Source organism: Paenibacillus alkalitolerans (assembly GCF_016482785.1).
Classification (GTDB): domain Bacteria; phylum Bacillota; class Bacilli; order Paenibacillales; family YIM-B00363; genus Paenibacillus_AE; species Paenibacillus_AE alkalitolerans.
Window position 1 is genome coordinate 300,673 of sequence record NZ_JAEMXM010000002.1, and the last position, 14,446, is coordinate 315,118.

The 14,446-nt window shown below is 47.2% G+C and carries 23 protein-coding genes; 5 read left to right on the plus strand and 18 right to left on the minus strand.

The genetic code is table 11. The features are described 5' to 3' along the window. Positions 1-217 precede the first annotated feature (217 nt). The 16 genes from JET16_RS05315 to JET16_RS05385 form a co-directional block, all read right to left on the minus strand. Positions 218-565 carry a hypothetical protein gene (locus JET16_RS05315; RefSeq protein ID WP_199614691.1) on the minus strand — a complete coding sequence of 116 codons (348 nt, stop codon included), beginning with the start codon at positions 563-565 and terminating at the stop codon, positions 218-220. After that, positions 562-780, minus strand: coding sequence for a hypothetical protein (locus tag JET16_RS05320; RefSeq protein WP_325176619.1), 219 nt, complete (start codon positions 778-780; stop codon positions 562-564). The genes JET16_RS05315 and JET16_RS05320 overlap by 4 nt, the downstream gene beginning before the upstream one ends. Positions 781-1,074: 294 nt before the next feature. Further along, complete coding sequence (locus tag JET16_RS05325; RefSeq protein ID WP_199614692.1) at positions 1,075-1,776, minus strand: ERF family protein; 702 nt, start codon at positions 1,774-1,776, stop codon at positions 1,075-1,077. Then, a complete protein-coding gene (locus JET16_RS05330) occupies positions 1,757-2,008 on the minus strand; it encodes a hypothetical protein (RefSeq protein ID WP_199614693.1) in 252 nt (83 codons plus the stop codon). Before JET16_RS05330 ends, JET16_RS05325 begins: the two co-directional genes overlap by 20 nt. Positions 2,009-2,171: 163 nt before the next feature. After that, positions 2,172-2,528, minus strand: coding sequence for a BC1872 family protein (locus JET16_RS05335; protein WP_199614694.1), 357 nt, complete (start codon positions 2,526-2,528; stop codon positions 2,172-2,174). Further along, a complete protein-coding gene (locus tag JET16_RS05340) occupies positions 2,525-2,710 on the minus strand; it encodes a hypothetical protein (RefSeq protein ID WP_199614695.1) in 186 nt (61 codons plus the stop codon). Before JET16_RS05340 ends, JET16_RS05335 begins: the two co-directional genes overlap by 4 nt. Continuing rightward, on the minus strand, positions 2,711-2,953 hold the full coding sequence (locus tag JET16_RS05345) for a hypothetical protein (RefSeq protein WP_199614697.1): 243 nt from the start codon (positions 2,951-2,953) through the stop codon (positions 2,711-2,713). Next, positions 2,946-3,350 carry a hypothetical protein gene (locus tag JET16_RS05350; protein ID WP_199614698.1) on the minus strand — a complete coding sequence of 135 codons (405 nt, stop codon included), beginning with the start codon at positions 3,348-3,350 and terminating at the stop codon, positions 2,946-2,948. Before JET16_RS05350 ends, JET16_RS05345 begins: the two co-directional genes overlap by 8 nt. Next, the gene (locus JET16_RS05355; RefSeq protein WP_199614700.1) at positions 3,328-3,513 is read right to left on the minus strand and encodes a hypothetical protein; all 186 of its coding nucleotides are present in this window, start codon (positions 3,511-3,513) and stop codon (positions 3,328-3,330) included. The genes JET16_RS05350 and JET16_RS05355 overlap by 23 nt, the downstream gene beginning before the upstream one ends. Beyond that, positions 3,506-3,685, minus strand: coding sequence for a hypothetical protein (locus JET16_RS05360; protein ID WP_199614702.1), 180 nt, complete (start codon positions 3,683-3,685; stop codon positions 3,506-3,508). Before JET16_RS05360 ends, JET16_RS05355 begins: the two co-directional genes overlap by 8 nt. Further along, on the minus strand, positions 3,678-4,103 hold the full coding sequence (locus JET16_RS05365) for a YopX family protein (protein ID WP_199614704.1): 426 nt from the start codon (positions 4,101-4,103) through the stop codon (positions 3,678-3,680). Before JET16_RS05365 ends, JET16_RS05360 begins: the two co-directional genes overlap by 8 nt. Positions 4,104-4,232: 129 nt before the next feature. Continuing rightward, positions 4,233-4,367 (minus strand): hypothetical protein, encoded by a 135-nt coding sequence (locus JET16_RS30500; protein WP_267908656.1) that lies wholly within the window; start codon positions 4,365-4,367, stop codon positions 4,233-4,235. Positions 4,368-4,381: 14 nt separating this feature from the next. Next, entirely contained in the window at positions 4,382-4,702 is a 321-nt protein-coding gene (locus JET16_RS05370; protein ID WP_199614705.1) for a hypothetical protein, read from the minus strand. A gap of 23 nt (positions 4,703-4,725) precedes the next feature. Then, entirely contained in the window at positions 4,726-5,478 is a 753-nt protein-coding gene (locus JET16_RS05375) for a phage antirepressor (protein WP_199614706.1), read from the minus strand. 2 nt (positions 5,479-5,480) lie between these two features. Beyond that, positions 5,481-5,639, minus strand: a complete 159-nt coding sequence (locus JET16_RS05380) for a hypothetical protein (RefSeq protein ID WP_199614707.1) — start codon at positions 5,637-5,639, stop codon at positions 5,481-5,483. Beyond that, entirely contained in the window at positions 5,640-5,870 is a 231-nt protein-coding gene (locus tag JET16_RS05385) for a helix-turn-helix transcriptional regulator (RefSeq protein WP_199614708.1), read from the minus strand. A gap of 141 nt (positions 5,871-6,011) precedes the next feature. Here JET16_RS05385 and JET16_RS05390 point away from each other — a divergent pair, with 141 nt between their 5' ends. The 5 genes from JET16_RS05390 (at position 6,012) to JET16_RS05410 (ending at position 9,833) form a co-directional block, all read left to right on the plus strand. Then, positions 6,012-6,371, plus strand: coding sequence for a helix-turn-helix domain-containing protein (locus JET16_RS05390; RefSeq protein ID WP_199614709.1), 360 nt, complete (start codon positions 6,012-6,014; stop codon positions 6,369-6,371). 211 nt (positions 6,372-6,582) lie between these two features. After that, the gene (locus JET16_RS05395) at positions 6,583-6,786 is read left to right on the plus strand and encodes a helix-turn-helix transcriptional regulator (RefSeq protein WP_199614711.1); all 204 of its coding nucleotides are present in this window, start codon (positions 6,583-6,585) and stop codon (positions 6,784-6,786) included. Between the two features lie 374 nt (positions 6,787-7,160). Further along, the gene (locus JET16_RS05400; RefSeq protein ID WP_199614712.1) at positions 7,161-8,111 is read left to right on the plus strand and encodes a stalk domain-containing protein; all 951 of its coding nucleotides are present in this window, start codon (positions 7,161-7,163) and stop codon (positions 8,109-8,111) included. 41 nt (positions 8,112-8,152) lie between these two features. Beyond that, the gene (locus tag JET16_RS05405) at positions 8,153-9,568 is read left to right on the plus strand and encodes a recombinase family protein (RefSeq protein WP_199614713.1); all 1,416 of its coding nucleotides are present in this window, start codon (positions 8,153-8,155) and stop codon (positions 9,566-9,568) included. Then, positions 9,519-9,833 carry a YbjQ family protein gene (locus tag JET16_RS05410; RefSeq protein ID WP_233531079.1) on the plus strand — a complete coding sequence of 105 codons (315 nt, stop codon included), beginning with the start codon at positions 9,519-9,521 and terminating at the stop codon, positions 9,831-9,833. The genes JET16_RS05405 and JET16_RS05410 overlap by 50 nt, the downstream gene beginning before the upstream one ends. A 65-nt stretch (positions 9,834-9,898) precedes the next feature. Here JET16_RS05410 and rnz read toward each other — a convergent pair whose 3' ends face one another. Both rnz and metH read right to left on the minus strand, forming a co-directional pair. Further along, positions 9,899-10,828: a ribonuclease Z gene (gene rnz / locus JET16_RS05415; protein WP_199614715.1), complete on the minus strand. Its 930-nt coding sequence runs from the start codon at positions 10,826-10,828 to the stop codon at positions 9,899-9,901. Between the two features lie 5 nt (positions 10,829-10,833). Then, positions 10,834-14,220 (minus strand): methionine synthase, encoded by a 3,387-nt coding sequence (gene metH / locus JET16_RS05420; protein WP_407673093.1) that lies wholly within the window; start codon positions 14,218-14,220, stop codon positions 10,834-10,836. Between the last annotated feature and the right edge of the window lie 226 nt (positions 14,221-14,446).

The following is a 14,446-nucleotide window of genomic DNA, read 5'->3' on the forward strand; positions in this document are numbered from 1 at the left end:
CTCGGCTTTACTTCGCAATTATCGTTATCGCAAAATACCGTACAAGTAGACGCGTAACGCGGACGCATTCTGTACGTTTCCATCTTCAACTTCTCGCCACAGAACGGACATTGGATTCCTAATGTACTGGTCATGCCCTACACCTACCTTATTTTTATTCGGCCCCCGCCTTCGGCTGAGCATACTCGGTCGAACCGAAGGCGGCTGTGCCGCGAAATCAAGCAAATCCCATTCCTTGCTTAATCAAATACCATTCGCCGTCTTCCGTGTTGTATTCATAAAGCGCGTCATACAGTGGAGCATTGAAAAACAAGGTGGTTATTTCGGCTGTCGCCATTTTTGCTCCGTATTCTTCCTCCAAATCTTTAACCTTCGTTACTTGATCTTCTGACTCTGATATTCCACCAATGTAAGAGCGGTAAAGAACTTTTCCGTTCGGTTGTTTAATGATTAAATCCACTGAACCGAAACCGACATCTAACCACTTTTCCTTATCTAACTTTTGACCGATAGGCGAGCAGCAACCACATGCATGACCGTGTGGCTCAATTGGTGTATTTTTCATGCGTTTTCCCTCGCTTTCTCCCCGAGAACGATGATTCTATCCCCTGTCTGATCTCCTGTCACAAGGAACCCGACAACCTCGATAGCTCCGCTTAATAACTGCACATATTCGAAACCTTTTTCTTTGATCGATATAGCTAATTTCCCAACCATTTCAGGGCTTATCTTTACCGTTTGGTATCCACCATTTTTGATCATTACCGTTATCCCAATCACGCCTGCTCCCTCGCTTTCAGATATTCGCGCCCCTCTTTTGTCGTGTCACAATGGACATGGCAGGGAACGCATAAATGGATTAGATCTTTTACGGTCGTCCGTTCAAGCTTCCATCTTCGGGTGATATGAGCAGCATGTACGGCTTCTGCACGTCTACAACGCTCACAAATGCCCTGAGATCGTTCCTTTAGCTGTTGCCGTACCTTTGGTGATATTGCCCCGCGCGTCCTTGCACGGGGCTTCTGTCGCTTCTGAGAGAGTTGTTTTTCTTTGGAGTAGGTGTATGCCGGTTGATTAGAAAGGGAGTCCATCGGAACCAACTCCTACGGTTTCAGGTGCTTGGTAACTGCTCAAGTAACCAATCAGTTCGCTTGCTTCCTTACTCGTTAGAGCTTTGGATGAGTCTTTTCCGTACTTTGCATTGATGATTTCTTTCAATTCATCGTCGCTTATGTTCTTCTGATTCTTGATGGCGAATATTGCACTACGTTGTTTATCGCTTGCTAGGTTTCCAGATTGGACGTTTGAGCCGTTTGACGGTGCAGATAGTGTATAAGGCGGTTTCGACGGTTGCGCCGTTGTACGGGCTTGCTGTGGGCTGTGAGAAGCGGCGTTTCCGTCATCATCGTCACCCAAGGAAAGAGAAAGGGCTGCGGCGTAGCTGTAACGTCTGGCGTACGTTATCGCGGAGCCCGCGCCTTGTGGGTCCGTCTTTACGGCCTTTAACACAAGCGGTTCTGATTCAATCCATTCACCCGATGTATGCATGATCATGGTCCTAACCGTGATCCGCTCACCATCTCCACCAGGGAATTGCATTACGGTTAATCCGTGTTTGTGAAGCAGCGGCTTCGTCTCGTCGATCATGTGGTCAAGAGTGGTATAAGATGAACGGAAATGTGGGTTTGTCCCATCTTTTTCAATGGCTTTTACCTCACCGCTAAAGGCGACTAGAGCGGCGGCTATCTTTGAGATGCTATCCGACTTGTTGCACATCGTCTTCGTCTCCTTTCTCCATGCGCTTTTCAATCGTCGGTACAATCTTGTAATCCTCTGGATGATCGGGTCTGTAGTATAAAGAATCATTCAGCATAAAATTAGCCTCTGCTTCGCTTCTGAATGTGATTGCTCCAAACAATGAAGCTGTATGTTGTTTCATCGATTTATCGAGATATAGTCCGTATACTGAGTGCTTAATTACATAGCCATGACGTTCATGTATTTTCATGTTTCTCACGCTACCTTTGCAGTGGTATAATGAGACTGGTTAATTTCTATTTGGACAACGTTCTCTTTTCTGAGACGTTGTTCTCTTTGTTTGTTTAGTCGTAGTTGATTTCTTAGCAGAATGCGAAACATGGATGGGTAACGTTTGGCTAATGTGGCGAGTGTCATTCCTCCATCACCGCCAGTAGAGCAGCTTTGCATATGGCTTCGGGAACGTTGTCACAATCGTCGTAAATCCAGTATCCGATCTCACAAGCCCACTTGCCGTTTTTGTCAGTCCACATAGAAACTTCGCCGGATTTCCGCGACTTCTCCAGCACTTCCCATGCAGCGGATATGTCGGTGGATGGTTCCCATTCGCTCATTGAACAAAACACTACATTTTCACTCACCCAATCCGGTTCAGGTGTTACATCCGGTAGATCATCATAACTCTGAATTTTCCAACCCATCACCTTCTCAGCAATCAAAGTGTTCAACTCTCGCCCCGGCTTCATTGCTAATATTTCCTCTCTATTCATTCTTCCTCTCCCTCCCCACTCGGTACCTTGTAGAAGATGTAGAAATAGTCGGGTCCTTCACCGCCGGTTGTAGCGACAACGTCTAGAACAATGTGGTTTGGATGATCTTTCATCCACTCTCTGACCGTCACAGAACTGTGCAATGCATCAGTTATTTTAATCTCTCCTGCTCTTCCCAACATCTAAGCAACCTCCTTATTGGTTTCTTCTGCGGCTTTATCCAGCTCGTGGAGGTACTCTTCCTCACGGTCTAACCGATTGTGAAACTCCAATATTTCCTGCGCCAACTTAATTGCATCTTGCGGCTTCATAAACAAGGTAAACTCTCCTGAACCGAACATTTCCCCGAATTGGATTCCGGACTTGTCCACTTTGAAATCACTTTGTTCTACCCATACATGAGTAGTGGATGAGATTTTAGGCATTGTCGTTAACCCCCTGAATTTTGATGTTGAGAATATTCAACGTATCGCGAATAGCTTGCAATCTTGCATTTTTCACAGTTTCCAACGATAGTTTATCTGGCCCATAAAGAGGAATTTCGCTTGCTAATATTTCATTGTAAAAATAAGCTAGTTCTTCCTCTGGTGTTTGCTCTTCTTCGTACCCCTGTGTGACAGCGAAATAATACTTTGCGGTGTTCTCGATACTTTCATTGAGGTATATCATGATAATTTGGGCGTAATCATCTTCCATCACTCGAAGTACGTCCTTATCAAGCAATCGAATTGGCTTGCATTCCCACTTTAAACCGCATGTCTCCATATCTCGAATTGCTTCAATCGCTTCTGCAACCTCCTTAGGCAACCGTACGAGCTCCATGCTGATCCCCTTTCTTCAATTGGCGATTCTCTGCATATAAGCGAAGTAATTCAGCTTCGAGAAACTTCACGGCATCCTCTACCGGTTCTACAAACTGATATTCCGATGCGATGGTTTGCATGGTGGATAGTGCGACATCAATGTCCATTTCCTCTTTAGGCATCGTCTTCATCCTCCTTGTCCCATTCTGTAACTTCCCAATACATGGGTTCGTCGTCTGTTTGAATATCGAGTGAACTACCGTCATTGAAACTGATAATGAATTGATTAAGTGCAGGTTCAATCGCGACTACTTTTTTACCAACAAGATTGTGAACCTCTTCGTAATTAACCATTTACCTTCTCTCCTTCTTCTAAGAGATGTGGGTGTTCCCAAACATTGCCGATGACTTCTCCATCAGGCGCATGATTCTTTAAAATATCGTTCCACCATTCTGTATTAGGATCATCCCACTTGATGTTGAAGGAGTCTCCTTCGTAAACAATCGTTCCGATACTCTTTCCATGTTTGAAACGATCACTTTCATAAATCTCTTTACCGTTCTTATCCTTTAGTCCGGTGTATTGCATAAACACCATATTTTCATCATCAGTGGGGAGTAACAGTCCACCTTTTGCGTTCTGCATATCCGGTATATTAGGTCGCATCCGCTTAGCGAATTTAACAAGCTCCCTGCCACTCAATAGCAACATTTCATTCGGAAACATCTGATGTGTCCGTTTATCCCAAGTCCTGAATTTCAATTCGCGCATCTGTGCGCCTCCCTCGTCTTTGCTTCGATTCGACCGAATAACCCGAGCCGTATAAGTCTTTACAATCTTTTAAGAAACAAATTATTATAAGTAAGGTATAAATGAATGGTTTACATTACCATTAAGGATTTATTTTGTAGCTTTCTCTTGTTGCTTGTTCTTGCGTACTTCTAACACTGCTTTCTTTGCTAGTTCAGCAGCAATCTTCTCCATTGACACAGGCTCAAACGGAGAGGGCTTGTCTGAGAATGAGATGATGTTCATGAGGTTATGCCTCCTTAGTTGAAGTTGGCTTTCGCCATTTTTACTACTGTGATAATGTCATCGATATGGCCTTTAACTTCTAGTGATTGGAATGAGTAGTCGCTATGTCTGACAAAATCTACAAAGTCGGTCATTTCCATTTCTTTTTCTGGTTGATCCAGTGGAATTGATAGAAACACTTCGAGTGTAGAGTCTCCTTCTTCTGGATGAGTTACTACATAGAAGGAATTTTTGGTTCTGCATACGAACATTGATTTACCGATTCCGAAAAATCCGTGTTCAATCAACCGACCTTCTACTATGCCGTCATAATATGCGTGATCTTGTTTTCTCATTTTTTGACATCCTTTCGGTTTGTTTAAGCTGCTTCTTTTCTAAGTCGATTAACGATGTAGGCTTGTCCTTTTGGAGTAACTTTTGTTGTTTCCCAATCTCGAGCACCTTTAGGGGTTTGTTTCACACCTTTGATGACTTCGAAGATTCCAAGTTCCATAGCGCGTTGCGTAGGCTCAGTACTGTTCTGGCAAACCATGCCCCATTCGCGGAGTTTGTTGTACAGTCGTCGCTCGCCGATCATGATTCCGTTTTTGCTTGCAAGTTTAGCGACTTCTCGAACTAACATGTTCCGGTCACTGTCCATGCAAGTTTCAGCAAAGGCTACAAGTGGACGTTGTTGGTCGAGTTTGAATTGCGCTTCATCAGCTCTTGCTGCTTCTTCTTTCAATCGTGTTGCTAACTGAATGATGAAATCAGGATCAGTAAGTGTTTTCTCGATTGTTTCCGGGGTCATATATGCTCCGTGTTTTCGAATAGAAGGAACCACTTCCGATGTAATCCACTTTCTGAATGCCTTAGCTTCGGGTTTACGGCTTTCGAGGATTACGTCATACAATCCGTCTTCATTAATGATTGTCGTGTCCTGCATCCGTCCTAGCGCGTCTGGGATGGGGTGGTTTGAAACCACATCATCGGAAAGTCTGCGTTTTACTGTGGCGATGTGGTCGATTTCGAGAACGTCGCATACGTCTTTCAAGACGAACCACGGTTCTCCGTTTCGGCTGATCGTTCGAAACTGGATTCCGTTGTAGGTGAACACTCTTTGAAGGTTCATTTTCACACCGCCTTATTTCGTTTATTGAAATGCAAGCATTGATTTTGAACATCGGGCTTATGCCAGGTTGGATGCCCAGTGGCTTTGTTTTCTTGACGATCCCACACGCACCAGTAATGTTTGTTTTGAGGATGTTTGCGAACGGTATAGCGTTGTTTCATTTAAACAGCCGCTCCTTTCTTTTGTACTACATGTCGTACATTTGTTGCATAAAAAATGTCATTTACCGGCTTTTTGAAGTAATCTGAAAGCTTCAACATCAATTCTGCTGATGGTGGCTTGCCATCCAGAACGCGGTAGATCGTGCTACGAGACACCTTCAAATCCTTTGCAACTTGAGATACGTTAAGTCCATTGGATTCGATAAGGAACTGAAGGTTATTTTTTATCATTTGCTCACCTCCGTTTTGTGCTATTTGTCGTACAAGAACAATGTACTACATGTAGGAACTGTTGTCAACTATGTATTCCGTTATTTTTTTATATTTTGTATTACACTGTGTATGACATGTTCTACAAAGGAGGTGTGAACTGTGTCTCATATTGGCGCTTTTCTTAAAGGTTTGCGCAAAGAGCGTAGACTTACGTTAAGGGAGGCGGCTAATCGCAGCGGATTAAGTCACTCTTACATAAATTCAATTGAACAAGGCAAGCACCCTAAGACGAAAGCGCCGATCAGTCCGTCACCTGATTCATTAAAAGCATTAGCGAAAGCATATGATTACCCTTATGAGGATTTATTGAAAGAAGCCGGAGTCATTAATGAAGAAATAAGAGAACAATTAATATCAGAAAAGAAAAAAGAAGCCATTGAAATCATTCGCCAGCTTCCCGAAGAAGATATTGATTTTATTAAAAGGTTTTTGGAGAGTTATTCGAATATAGAGAAATAATCTTCTCTAAAGTGCAGTAGACTTGTGGGGCGCGATTGTGCTCCATTAAGTACACGAGAAGTTTTTTGATTAATTCGTCATCGGCATTATGTAGGATACGCTCAATCTTTTTCAACGGCAGCACGTCCCCTTCGGCTCGTCTGGAGGTAGTTACATTTTACCGAACACTAGTTCTTATAGCAACATAAAATTACATAGCGAGAGGTAACCTATGGATCCCCGTTTTGGGAGATGCCTCTTGCGCAAATTACGAAAGGAGAAGCGGATTACTCAAGCGGAACTTGAGAAGAGAACAGGTATTTCTAGGGTCATGATTTCACGTTATGAAAACAACAAAGATCAAATGTCACTTATCAATTCTAAATTGATCGCGGACGCATTAGGCGTTTATGTAGAAGACCTGTATACCTGGTGATCCCTCCTTCGTAAGCGCATTGGGCATGAGTAGAAATAATCTACTCGCTCCCGAAGCATAAAGAAACCCATAGGTTACAAAATGAACTTAAAAAACAAAAAAACTCTGGCAGGCTTTTCCAGAGCGTGGTACAATCTTATCGGGTATAAGTACCCGAGACCCAATTCCAAGCAGCCTGCCAGCGTACCTTGGAATTGGGTCTTTTTTCAGTTGTTAGTGGCTACAGTATAAAACTTCCTGCCAAAGTTGTCCATGGAAATTTATTGAGTATTGTTATTATCGGATAATTCGAACTATAATTTTATAGGTAATTTGTTGCAATTAATTACATAGCAAATACCGGAGCCGATCTGGAACATTCATGGGTGAAGAAGATGAAAAAGAAAGTTGCATTAGTCTTGGCAGTATCAATGTTGTTTGCAGGTGTGGTAAGTGCTTCTAGCATGTGGGGAACATACAAAGGGAATCAGATCATCAAAGTGAAAGACATGAATGGTAATGAATTGGTCGTTCAAGATGTGCCGGCCATTAGTTATCAAGGTCGGACGATGGTCCCGATTTCCATGCTTAAACAACTTGGAGTTCAAGTTGAGTGGGTGGGTAAAACACAAACGGTTTATGTGACGTTACCGAATGGGGCATCTTCAACGGCGAATAATTATGATGCGATAAGTATTGCCAAGCAAGTAAGTTCAAAAGGTTTTGAATTTGTTGACATGGTATCTGACGGAAAAGGATTTATACAGATCACTTTCTATTACAATCACGCATTAGACAGTATGCCGGACGATGTTTTTGATCTAGCATTATCATTAAGTGCAAAATCCGCTGCGGAGTCCACAAGAATTATTGATATAAATAATGTAGAACTTTCAGTTTTAACGGATTACATAAGAGATTTCAAAGCCGGAAAAATTACTGCTGACCAATTATTAAAACAATATCGCTACAATGAACAATCAGCGAATAATTCAAACTCTGGCTCAGCACAGACTCAAGTTTCTCCTTCTTCATATCCGGAACTTTATTCAAACGACGGAAAAACATTTCTCGGGATACTAACATCAAATGAGTTTGAATCCGATGGAGTATTTAATGAATTCGGTACGTATGGCAGCAAGTTTTCATCAGATAGCATTTGGAACGAGTTTGGGGATTATGGGAGTAAATTTTCCTCAGAAAGCGCATTTAATAAATTTGCAAGTGAGCCACCTATAATTGTTTTTAATGGTAAGATTATCGGTTATTTAACTGTAAACGAAAATATTAAAAATGGTATCTCGCCATATTCTTTATTAAAATGGCTAGAAGATAACGGATATTAAAAAAAGCCCTAACGGGCTTCTCTTTTTCTATAGGAGGTACTATGAGAGTAGCAATCTATACGAGGGTAAGTACTGATAGGCAGTCAACAGATGGATTTTCTCTCGAAGCACAGCACGACCGATTACTTGAATTTGTTCGTTTGCAGCAATGGGAATTGATTCGCGTGTATACCGATCCTGGCGTATCCGCTAAAAACTTGGACCGTCCCGGTGTAAAGGAATTAATCGAAGGGATTACGGCCGGCATGTTTCAAGCGGTCATCGTTCATAAGTTGGACAGGCTTACACGGAACATTTCAGATTTATATGATTTGGTGGAGTTAGTAAACGAAAAAAACGTCAAACTCATTTCCCTAAGTGAGAACATCGACACTTCCACGCCAATGGGGAGAATGTTCATCTATATTCTCGGCATCTTCGCTCAAATGTTTCGTGAGAACTTGAAAGAAGAAGTTATAAAGGGAATGACCAAGCGCGCTCAGAAAGGGCTTAGAAACGGTTCTACCGCCCCGTTTGGGTATGAGTATGATGACAATGGCAATCTCGTAATCGTGGAAGAGGACGCCGAATGGGTTCGTCAAATATTCAAATGGTACACCGTAGATAAATGGGGGTTTGACCGTATCGCCCGAACATTAACGTTAAAGGAAGTCCCAAGCAGCAAGGGAAAATCGTGGTACGGAGATATTGTTCAATACATACTAGGCAATATCACTTATATCGGAAAGCACTCTTGGAACGGAATCGTGGAAAACGGCAGCCACCCGCCGATTGTGGACGAGGTGACGTTTCACAAGGCACAGACGCAAATGAAGCGTCGGAGTTTGGGGGAAATCCCCCGATCCTCCCGAGATGCCCACCCGTTCTCCGGCATTGTACGCTGCGGCAAGTGTGGCAATCCGTATCATGGCCGAATTTTAAAACATAAGTACGGAGATTATTACAACTACCGGTGCTACGCAAGGCAGAGGAAAGGAATATGCACCGCTCCTGACATTTCTGAAATGAAGCTGGAGAAGTTACTTTTCGAACACATGAAACTGATTGAACAAAACATTGAAATGGGAAGAGAAGAGGTGGCCCCCGCCGCAGATACGGATATTCAAAAAGAACGAAAGCGAATAGAACGGGATTTATCCAAAAGCGAAACCCGCCGCAAAAATTGGCAATATGCTTTTGGTGACGAGAAATTACCTTATGAGGATTATGTGAAGCTCATTGATGAGGAGATGGAACGCGTTCGCATGTTGCAAGACGAACTATCCAATCTCCCAGAGGTTACGAATGAATCCCCGGTTAGTTCGCAAGATGTTTTAGAGATGTTCCGTAACCTCCGAGAGAACTGGAAGTACCTTGAGTCGCCTACAAAAAGAGAAATCGTTCAATCTTGGTATCAAAGAATCGTTATTGAGAATAATAACGGTAAATGGGCAGTCAAAGAAATGGTCACTTATTAGCCCTAATGTAGTACTAGGTGAGGCGATTATGGGGGCGAATATCGTCCGGGATTTGTTCGCTTCGATCACCGACATCGTCGGGGGCCGGTCCGGCGCCTATGAGCAGAAGCTGAAGGAAGCGAGGGAAATCGCTATCCAAGAGATGAAGGATCATGCGCGCCAGATCGGCGCGAACGGGGTCGTCGGCATCGATATCGACTATGAAGTGGTTCGCGAAGGCATGCTTATGGTGACGGTGAGCGGCACCGCAGTGAGATTGGGTTGATCCGAAAAACAGTTGCTGCGAAACAAAAAACACGGTAACCGCCGGTGACGGGGGAACCGTGTTTTTCATGTGCTCCGCGGGATCGGGAAAGACCAGAAATCTTCCGCCACATGCGATTGAGGGAATATCGCTCTCGCCTCTTCCAGCAGCTCGTGCACTTGTTCGTCTTGGTAGCGGGAGGAGAGATGCGATAATATGAGCGAGCCTGCGCCCGCTTTCAACGCAAGCTCCGCGGCCTGCGCGGCCGTCGTATGGTAGTAGGCGACGGCTTTGTCGAGCCGGTCGTGTTTGAACGTCGCCTCATGAACGATGACGTCGCACCCGCGGGCGAGCTCGAGCTCGCCGGGGCACGGGCGCGTGTCGCCGAATATGGCGACGGTGCGCCCCTTCGCCGGCGCGGAGACGTAGTCCGCGCCGTTAATTACGCGCCCGTCGGGCAGCGTAACGGTTTCGCCGCGCTTCAAGCGCGCGTACACCGGGCCGGGCGGAACGCCGTCCCGGCTCAAGCGGGCGCTGTCGAGCGCGCCCGGGATGTCGCGTTCGGCCACTCGGTAGCCGAACGATTCGATCCGGTGCTCCAACCGAAGCGCCGTAACCGTGAATTGGTCGTCTTCGAAGACGACCCCTTCCTCTTCGATTTCTCGCACCAGGATATCGTATATCAAGTGAGTGTCGCTTATCTCCAGCGTCATATCCAAATACCGCTTGATACCCGGCGGTCCGAACACCGTGAGCGGCGACTCCCCGCCCTGATAAGATCTGCTGGACAGCATGCCGGGCAAGCCGTACAGATGATCGCCGTGCAGGTGCGTCACGAAGACGAACTCCATGCGTCCCGGTTTCAGCGGGGAGCATAACATCTGGTGCTGCGTCCCCTCGCCCGCATCGAACAGCCAAAACGTCCCCCGCTCCGGCATCAGATTCAGCGCCACGGATGTCACGTTGCGCTTACGCGACGGCATCCCCGCCCCCGTGCCCAGAAAATACAGTTCCACGTTCGTTACTCCGCCTTGTCTACATTAAAATATCGCGCCTCGGGATGCGCAAATACGATCGCCGAAACCGACGCCTCAGGTTCCATCATGAACGAATCGGTCAACTCCACGCCCATATCCTCCGGCTTCATCAGATCGAACAGCTGGCGCTGATCCTCCAGGTTCGGACACGCCGGGTAGCCGAACGAAAATCTTTGTCCGCGGTATTTCGCTCCGAACAGATCCGCTATGCTCAGGTTCGCCGGATCCGGTATTCCCCATACGTCGCGCATGATCTGATGAATTCGCTCCGCGAACGCTTCGGCCGTCTCGAGAGCGGCGGCTTGCAGAGCGTGCGATTTCAAATATTCCCCCGCCTGCTTGTAGCGCTCAGCCTTCTCGCGAATCCCGCTTCCGGCAGTCACGACCAGGAATCCCACATAATCCATCGTTCCGCTGTCCACAGGCTTCAAGTAATCCGCCAGACACAAATACGGCGCGACTTCCTGCCGCGGGAACGTGAACGTCTGCAGCACCCTGGAACGGTCTCCCGGATCGTAAACAATCACATCGTTGCCGCTCGATTGCGCCGGGTAAAACCGGTACATTCCGCTCGCCCGGATCGTTCCTTCTTTCATCGCATCGGCAAATATTTCATCTACCGTCCGTTTCAATTCCGTCGCTTTCGGGTCTCCGTCGGCAAGCAGCTTGTCGACCTTGCCTTTCAGCCCGAGGTGATGACCTAGCAGCATTTGCATATTCACATATGGCATCAGATGAGCGATCGGATAATCCCGCAGCACGTGGCGTTCCAAATCTTTCGGCACCTGTACCGCCACATCGCGCGAGACGTTCGACACCCGTGGCTCGCCGCTGTCTGCAGCCGGCCGTTCCTTCCGTCCCGCTTCCATCACGTCCGACTCTTTCGCTTCTCTCAGCTCCCGGATCAAGCGCGCTTTCTCTTCCGGGTTCGACAGCTTGTTCGCGATATCCAATCCGTCCATCGCATCTTTCGCGTACAACACAAGCCCTTCGTATTCAGGCGCGATTCTCGTCTTCGTAAATTTTCTTGAAAGCGCCGCCCCGCCGACGAGGATCGGTACGTCGATGCCCGCGGCTTTCAAGTCTTGCGCCGTAGTGACCATTTGCTGCGCAGATTTCACGAGCAGTCCGGACAATCCGATCGCGTCCGGCTTCTCCCTCCGGTACGCTTCGATAAGCTGCTCCGGCGGCACCTTGATCCCGAGGTTGATAATCTCATAGCCGTTATTCGAAAGAATGATTTCAACCAAGTTTTTGCCGATGTCGTGAACGTCGCCTTTTACCGTCGCAAGCAATATTCTGCCTTTAACGGAAGACTCGGACTTCTCCAAGAACGGCTCCAGATGCGAAACGGCCGCTTTCATCGCTTCGGCGCTCTGCAGCACCTCGGCCACAATCAGTTCGTTATTGTTAAAAAGTCTCCCGACCTCGTCCATGCCGGCCATCAGCGGACCGTTGATGATCTCCAAAGGCGCGTATTTCTTCAAAGCTTCATCCAAATCCGGAATAAGCCCTTCCTTCGTGCCTTCGATAATGTAGGACGCAAGCCGTTCTTCGAGAGTGAGATTGCTCGTTTTTTCTTTCTTCGCCACCTTCTTTTCGCGGAAATGCGCGACGAAAGCGGCGAGCGTGTCGTCGTTCGTGTTGAATATGAGATCCTCGGCAAGCTTCCGTTCTTCCTCCGGAATCGACGCGTATCGCTCTAATTTCTCGGTATTGACGATCGCGTATCCAAGGCCTGCTTTCGTATTATGGTACAAGAATACGGAGTTCAGCACTTCGCGGCCCGCTTCCGGAAGACCGAACGATACGTTGCTGATGCCTAGAATGCTGGAACACTGAGGAAAATGCTCCTTGATCAAGCGAATGCCTTCGATCGTCGCCTTGGCGGATCCCACATATTGCGGGTCGCCTGAGCCGACCGGGAACACGTTCGGGTCGAATATAATGTCCCGGGGATCGAGGCTGTATTGGTTTACGAGAATATCGTGCGACCGTTGAGCGACTCGCAGTTTATCTTCCGCCCATACCGCCATGCCCTTCTCGTCGATCAATCCGACTACGACGGCCGCGCCGTACTTATGAATAAGCGGAACGACATGATCAAACCTCTCCAACCCGTCTTCCAAATTGATCGAGTTGATGATGGCTTTCCCTTGCGAATGCTTCAATCCGATTTCGATCACTTCGTGATCGGTCGAGTCGATCATGAGCGGCACTTTCACTTTCTTCGTAACAAGCTGAAGAAAGTCCTCCATCACCCGCTTCTCGTCGAGCTCCGTATCCTGCAGGTTCACGTCGACGATATGCGCTCCGTTCTTCACTTGCGCTCTGGCAATCTCGGACGCCTCTTCCAGCTTCCCTTCGAATATAAGCCGCTTGAATTTACGCGATCCGATGACGTTCGTTCGTTCTCCGACCATAAGCGGACGGTTATCCTCTTCCACGTAAACCGTCTCAATGCCGGAAACCGCAGGCGGGTGGGTACCGGTTCTTTGCCTTGGCTTATACTGCGCCAGCTCCTGCGACAGCGCCCGAATATGCTCCGGCGTCGTACCGCAGCAGCCTCCCGCGATATTCAGCCAGCCTTGCTCCGCGAATCCGGCAAGCTTGCGTGCAAGCGATTCCGGCGATTCATGGTAATGCCCGTTTTCGTCCGGCAGTCCCGCGTTCGGATAACACGATACGGCGGCTCCCGTCAACTGCGACAGCGTGCGGATGTGGTCTTTCATAAATTCCGGTCCGGTAGCGCAGTTCAGCCCGATCGATACGGGGTGAAGATGCTCGAGCGAAACCATGAACGACTCGATGTTTTGACCGGCAAGCGTTGTCCCCATCGGTTCGATCGTGCCCGAAATCATTATAGGCAGCGTCACGCCGGCCGTCTCGAACGCGCGGCGGATGCCGATACTCCCCGCTTTCACGTTTAGCGTATCTTGCGACGTCTCCAGCAACAGCGCATCGACTCCGCCTTCAATGAGTGCCAATGCTTGCTCATAATAAGACTCCACCAGTCCGTCAAACGTTACTCCACCTGTTACCGACAACGTCTTTGTCGTCGGTCCCATTGCCCCGGCCACAAACCTCGGCCATTCCGGCGTCGAATATTTTTTCGCCGCTTCCACGGCGAGCCGCGCCGCAGCCAAGTTCAATTCGCGCGCTTTGTCGGAAATATCGTACTCCGCCAGAACAACGCTTGTAGAACCGAACGTGTTGGTCTCTATAATATCGGCGCCCGATTCAAGGTATTTCTCGTGAATCGTCCGAATGAGATCCGGTTTCGTCAAGCAAAGCATTTCGTTGCATCCCTCAAGCGCTTCGCCGCCGAAATCGTCCGCGCTCAAATCGGCCTGCTGAATCATCGTGCCCATCGCGCCGTCTATAATTAATATTTTCTTCTCAAGCTGCTGTTCCAATGCGGTCTTATTCAAGCCAGTGCTCACCGTCCCATGATGGTATTGCTCAATAGTGTACCAAAATACTCGGAATTGGAAAAGGACATTGAAAAAACGGATGACATTGCGGGTAAAATATTCTATAATACGGACAGCGATCATTGAATTTAGAATCATTCTAAATTAGAACAATTATAAGAAA

Bases quoted from the DNA above. Each gene is read 5' to 3' on its own strand.
- JET16_RS05315 (WP_199614691.1), bottom strand. From the start codon at position 565: ATGAAAAATACACCAATTGAGCCACACGGTCATGCATGTGGTTGCTGC.
- JET16_RS05325 (WP_199614692.1), bottom strand. From the start codon at position 1,776: ATGTGCAACAAGTCGGATAGCATCTCAAAGATAGCCGCCGCTCTAGTC.
- JET16_RS05330 (WP_199614693.1), bottom strand. From the start codon at position 2,008: ATGAAAATACATGAACGTCATGGCTATGTAATTAAGCACTCAGTATAC.
- JET16_RS05335 (WP_199614694.1), bottom strand. From the start codon at position 2,528: ATGAATAGAGAGGAAATATTAGCAATGAAGCCGGGGCGAGAGTTGAAC.
- JET16_RS05340 (WP_199614695.1), bottom strand. From the start codon at position 2,710: ATGTTGGGAAGAGCAGGAGAGATTAAAATAACTGATGCATTGCACAGT.
- JET16_RS05345 (WP_199614697.1), bottom strand. From the start codon at position 2,953: ATGCCTAAAATCTCATCCACTACTCATGTATGGGTAGAACAAAGTGAT.
- JET16_RS05350 (WP_199614698.1), bottom strand. From the start codon at position 3,350: ATGGAGCTCGTACGGTTGCCTAAGGAGGTTGCAGAAGCGATTGAAGCA.
- JET16_RS05355 (WP_199614700.1), bottom strand. From the start codon at position 3,513: ATGCCTAAAGAGGAAATGGACATTGATGTCGCACTATCCACCATGCAA.
- JET16_RS05360 (WP_199614702.1), bottom strand. From the start codon at position 3,685: ATGGTTAATTACGAAGAGGTTCACAATCTTGTTGGTAAAAAAGTAGTC.
- JET16_RS05365 (WP_199614704.1), bottom strand. From the start codon at position 4,103: ATGCGCGAATTGAAATTCAGGACTTGGGATAAACGGACACATCAGATG.
- JET16_RS30500 (WP_267908656.1), bottom strand. From the start codon at position 4,367: ATGAACATCATCTCATTCTCAGACAAGCCCTCTCCGTTTGAGCCTGTG.
- JET16_RS05370 (WP_199614705.1), bottom strand. From the start codon at position 4,702: ATGAGAAAACAAGATCACGCATATTATGACGGCATAGTAGAAGGTCGG.
- JET16_RS05375 (WP_199614706.1), bottom strand. From the start codon at position 5,478: ATGAACCTTCAAAGAGTGTTCACCTACAACGGAATCCAGTTTCGAACG.
- JET16_RS05380 (WP_199614707.1), bottom strand. From the start codon at position 5,639: ATGAAACAACGCTATACCGTTCGCAAACATCCTCAAAACAAACATTAC.
- JET16_RS05385 (WP_199614708.1), bottom strand. From the start codon at position 5,870: ATGATAAAAAATAACCTTCAGTTCCTTATCGAATCCAATGGACTTAAC.
- JET16_RS05395 (WP_199614711.1), top strand. From the start codon at position 6,583: ATGGATCCCCGTTTTGGGAGATGCCTCTTGCGCAAATTACGAAAGGAG.
- JET16_RS05400 (WP_199614712.1), top strand. From the start codon at position 7,161: ATGAAAAAGAAAGTTGCATTAGTCTTGGCAGTATCAATGTTGTTTGCA.
- JET16_RS05405 (WP_199614713.1), top strand. From the start codon at position 8,153: ATGAGAGTAGCAATCTATACGAGGGTAAGTACTGATAGGCAGTCAACA.
- metH (WP_407673093.1), bottom strand. From the start codon at position 14,220: ATGGGCACGATGATTCAGCAGGCCGATTTGAGCGCGGACGATTTCGGC.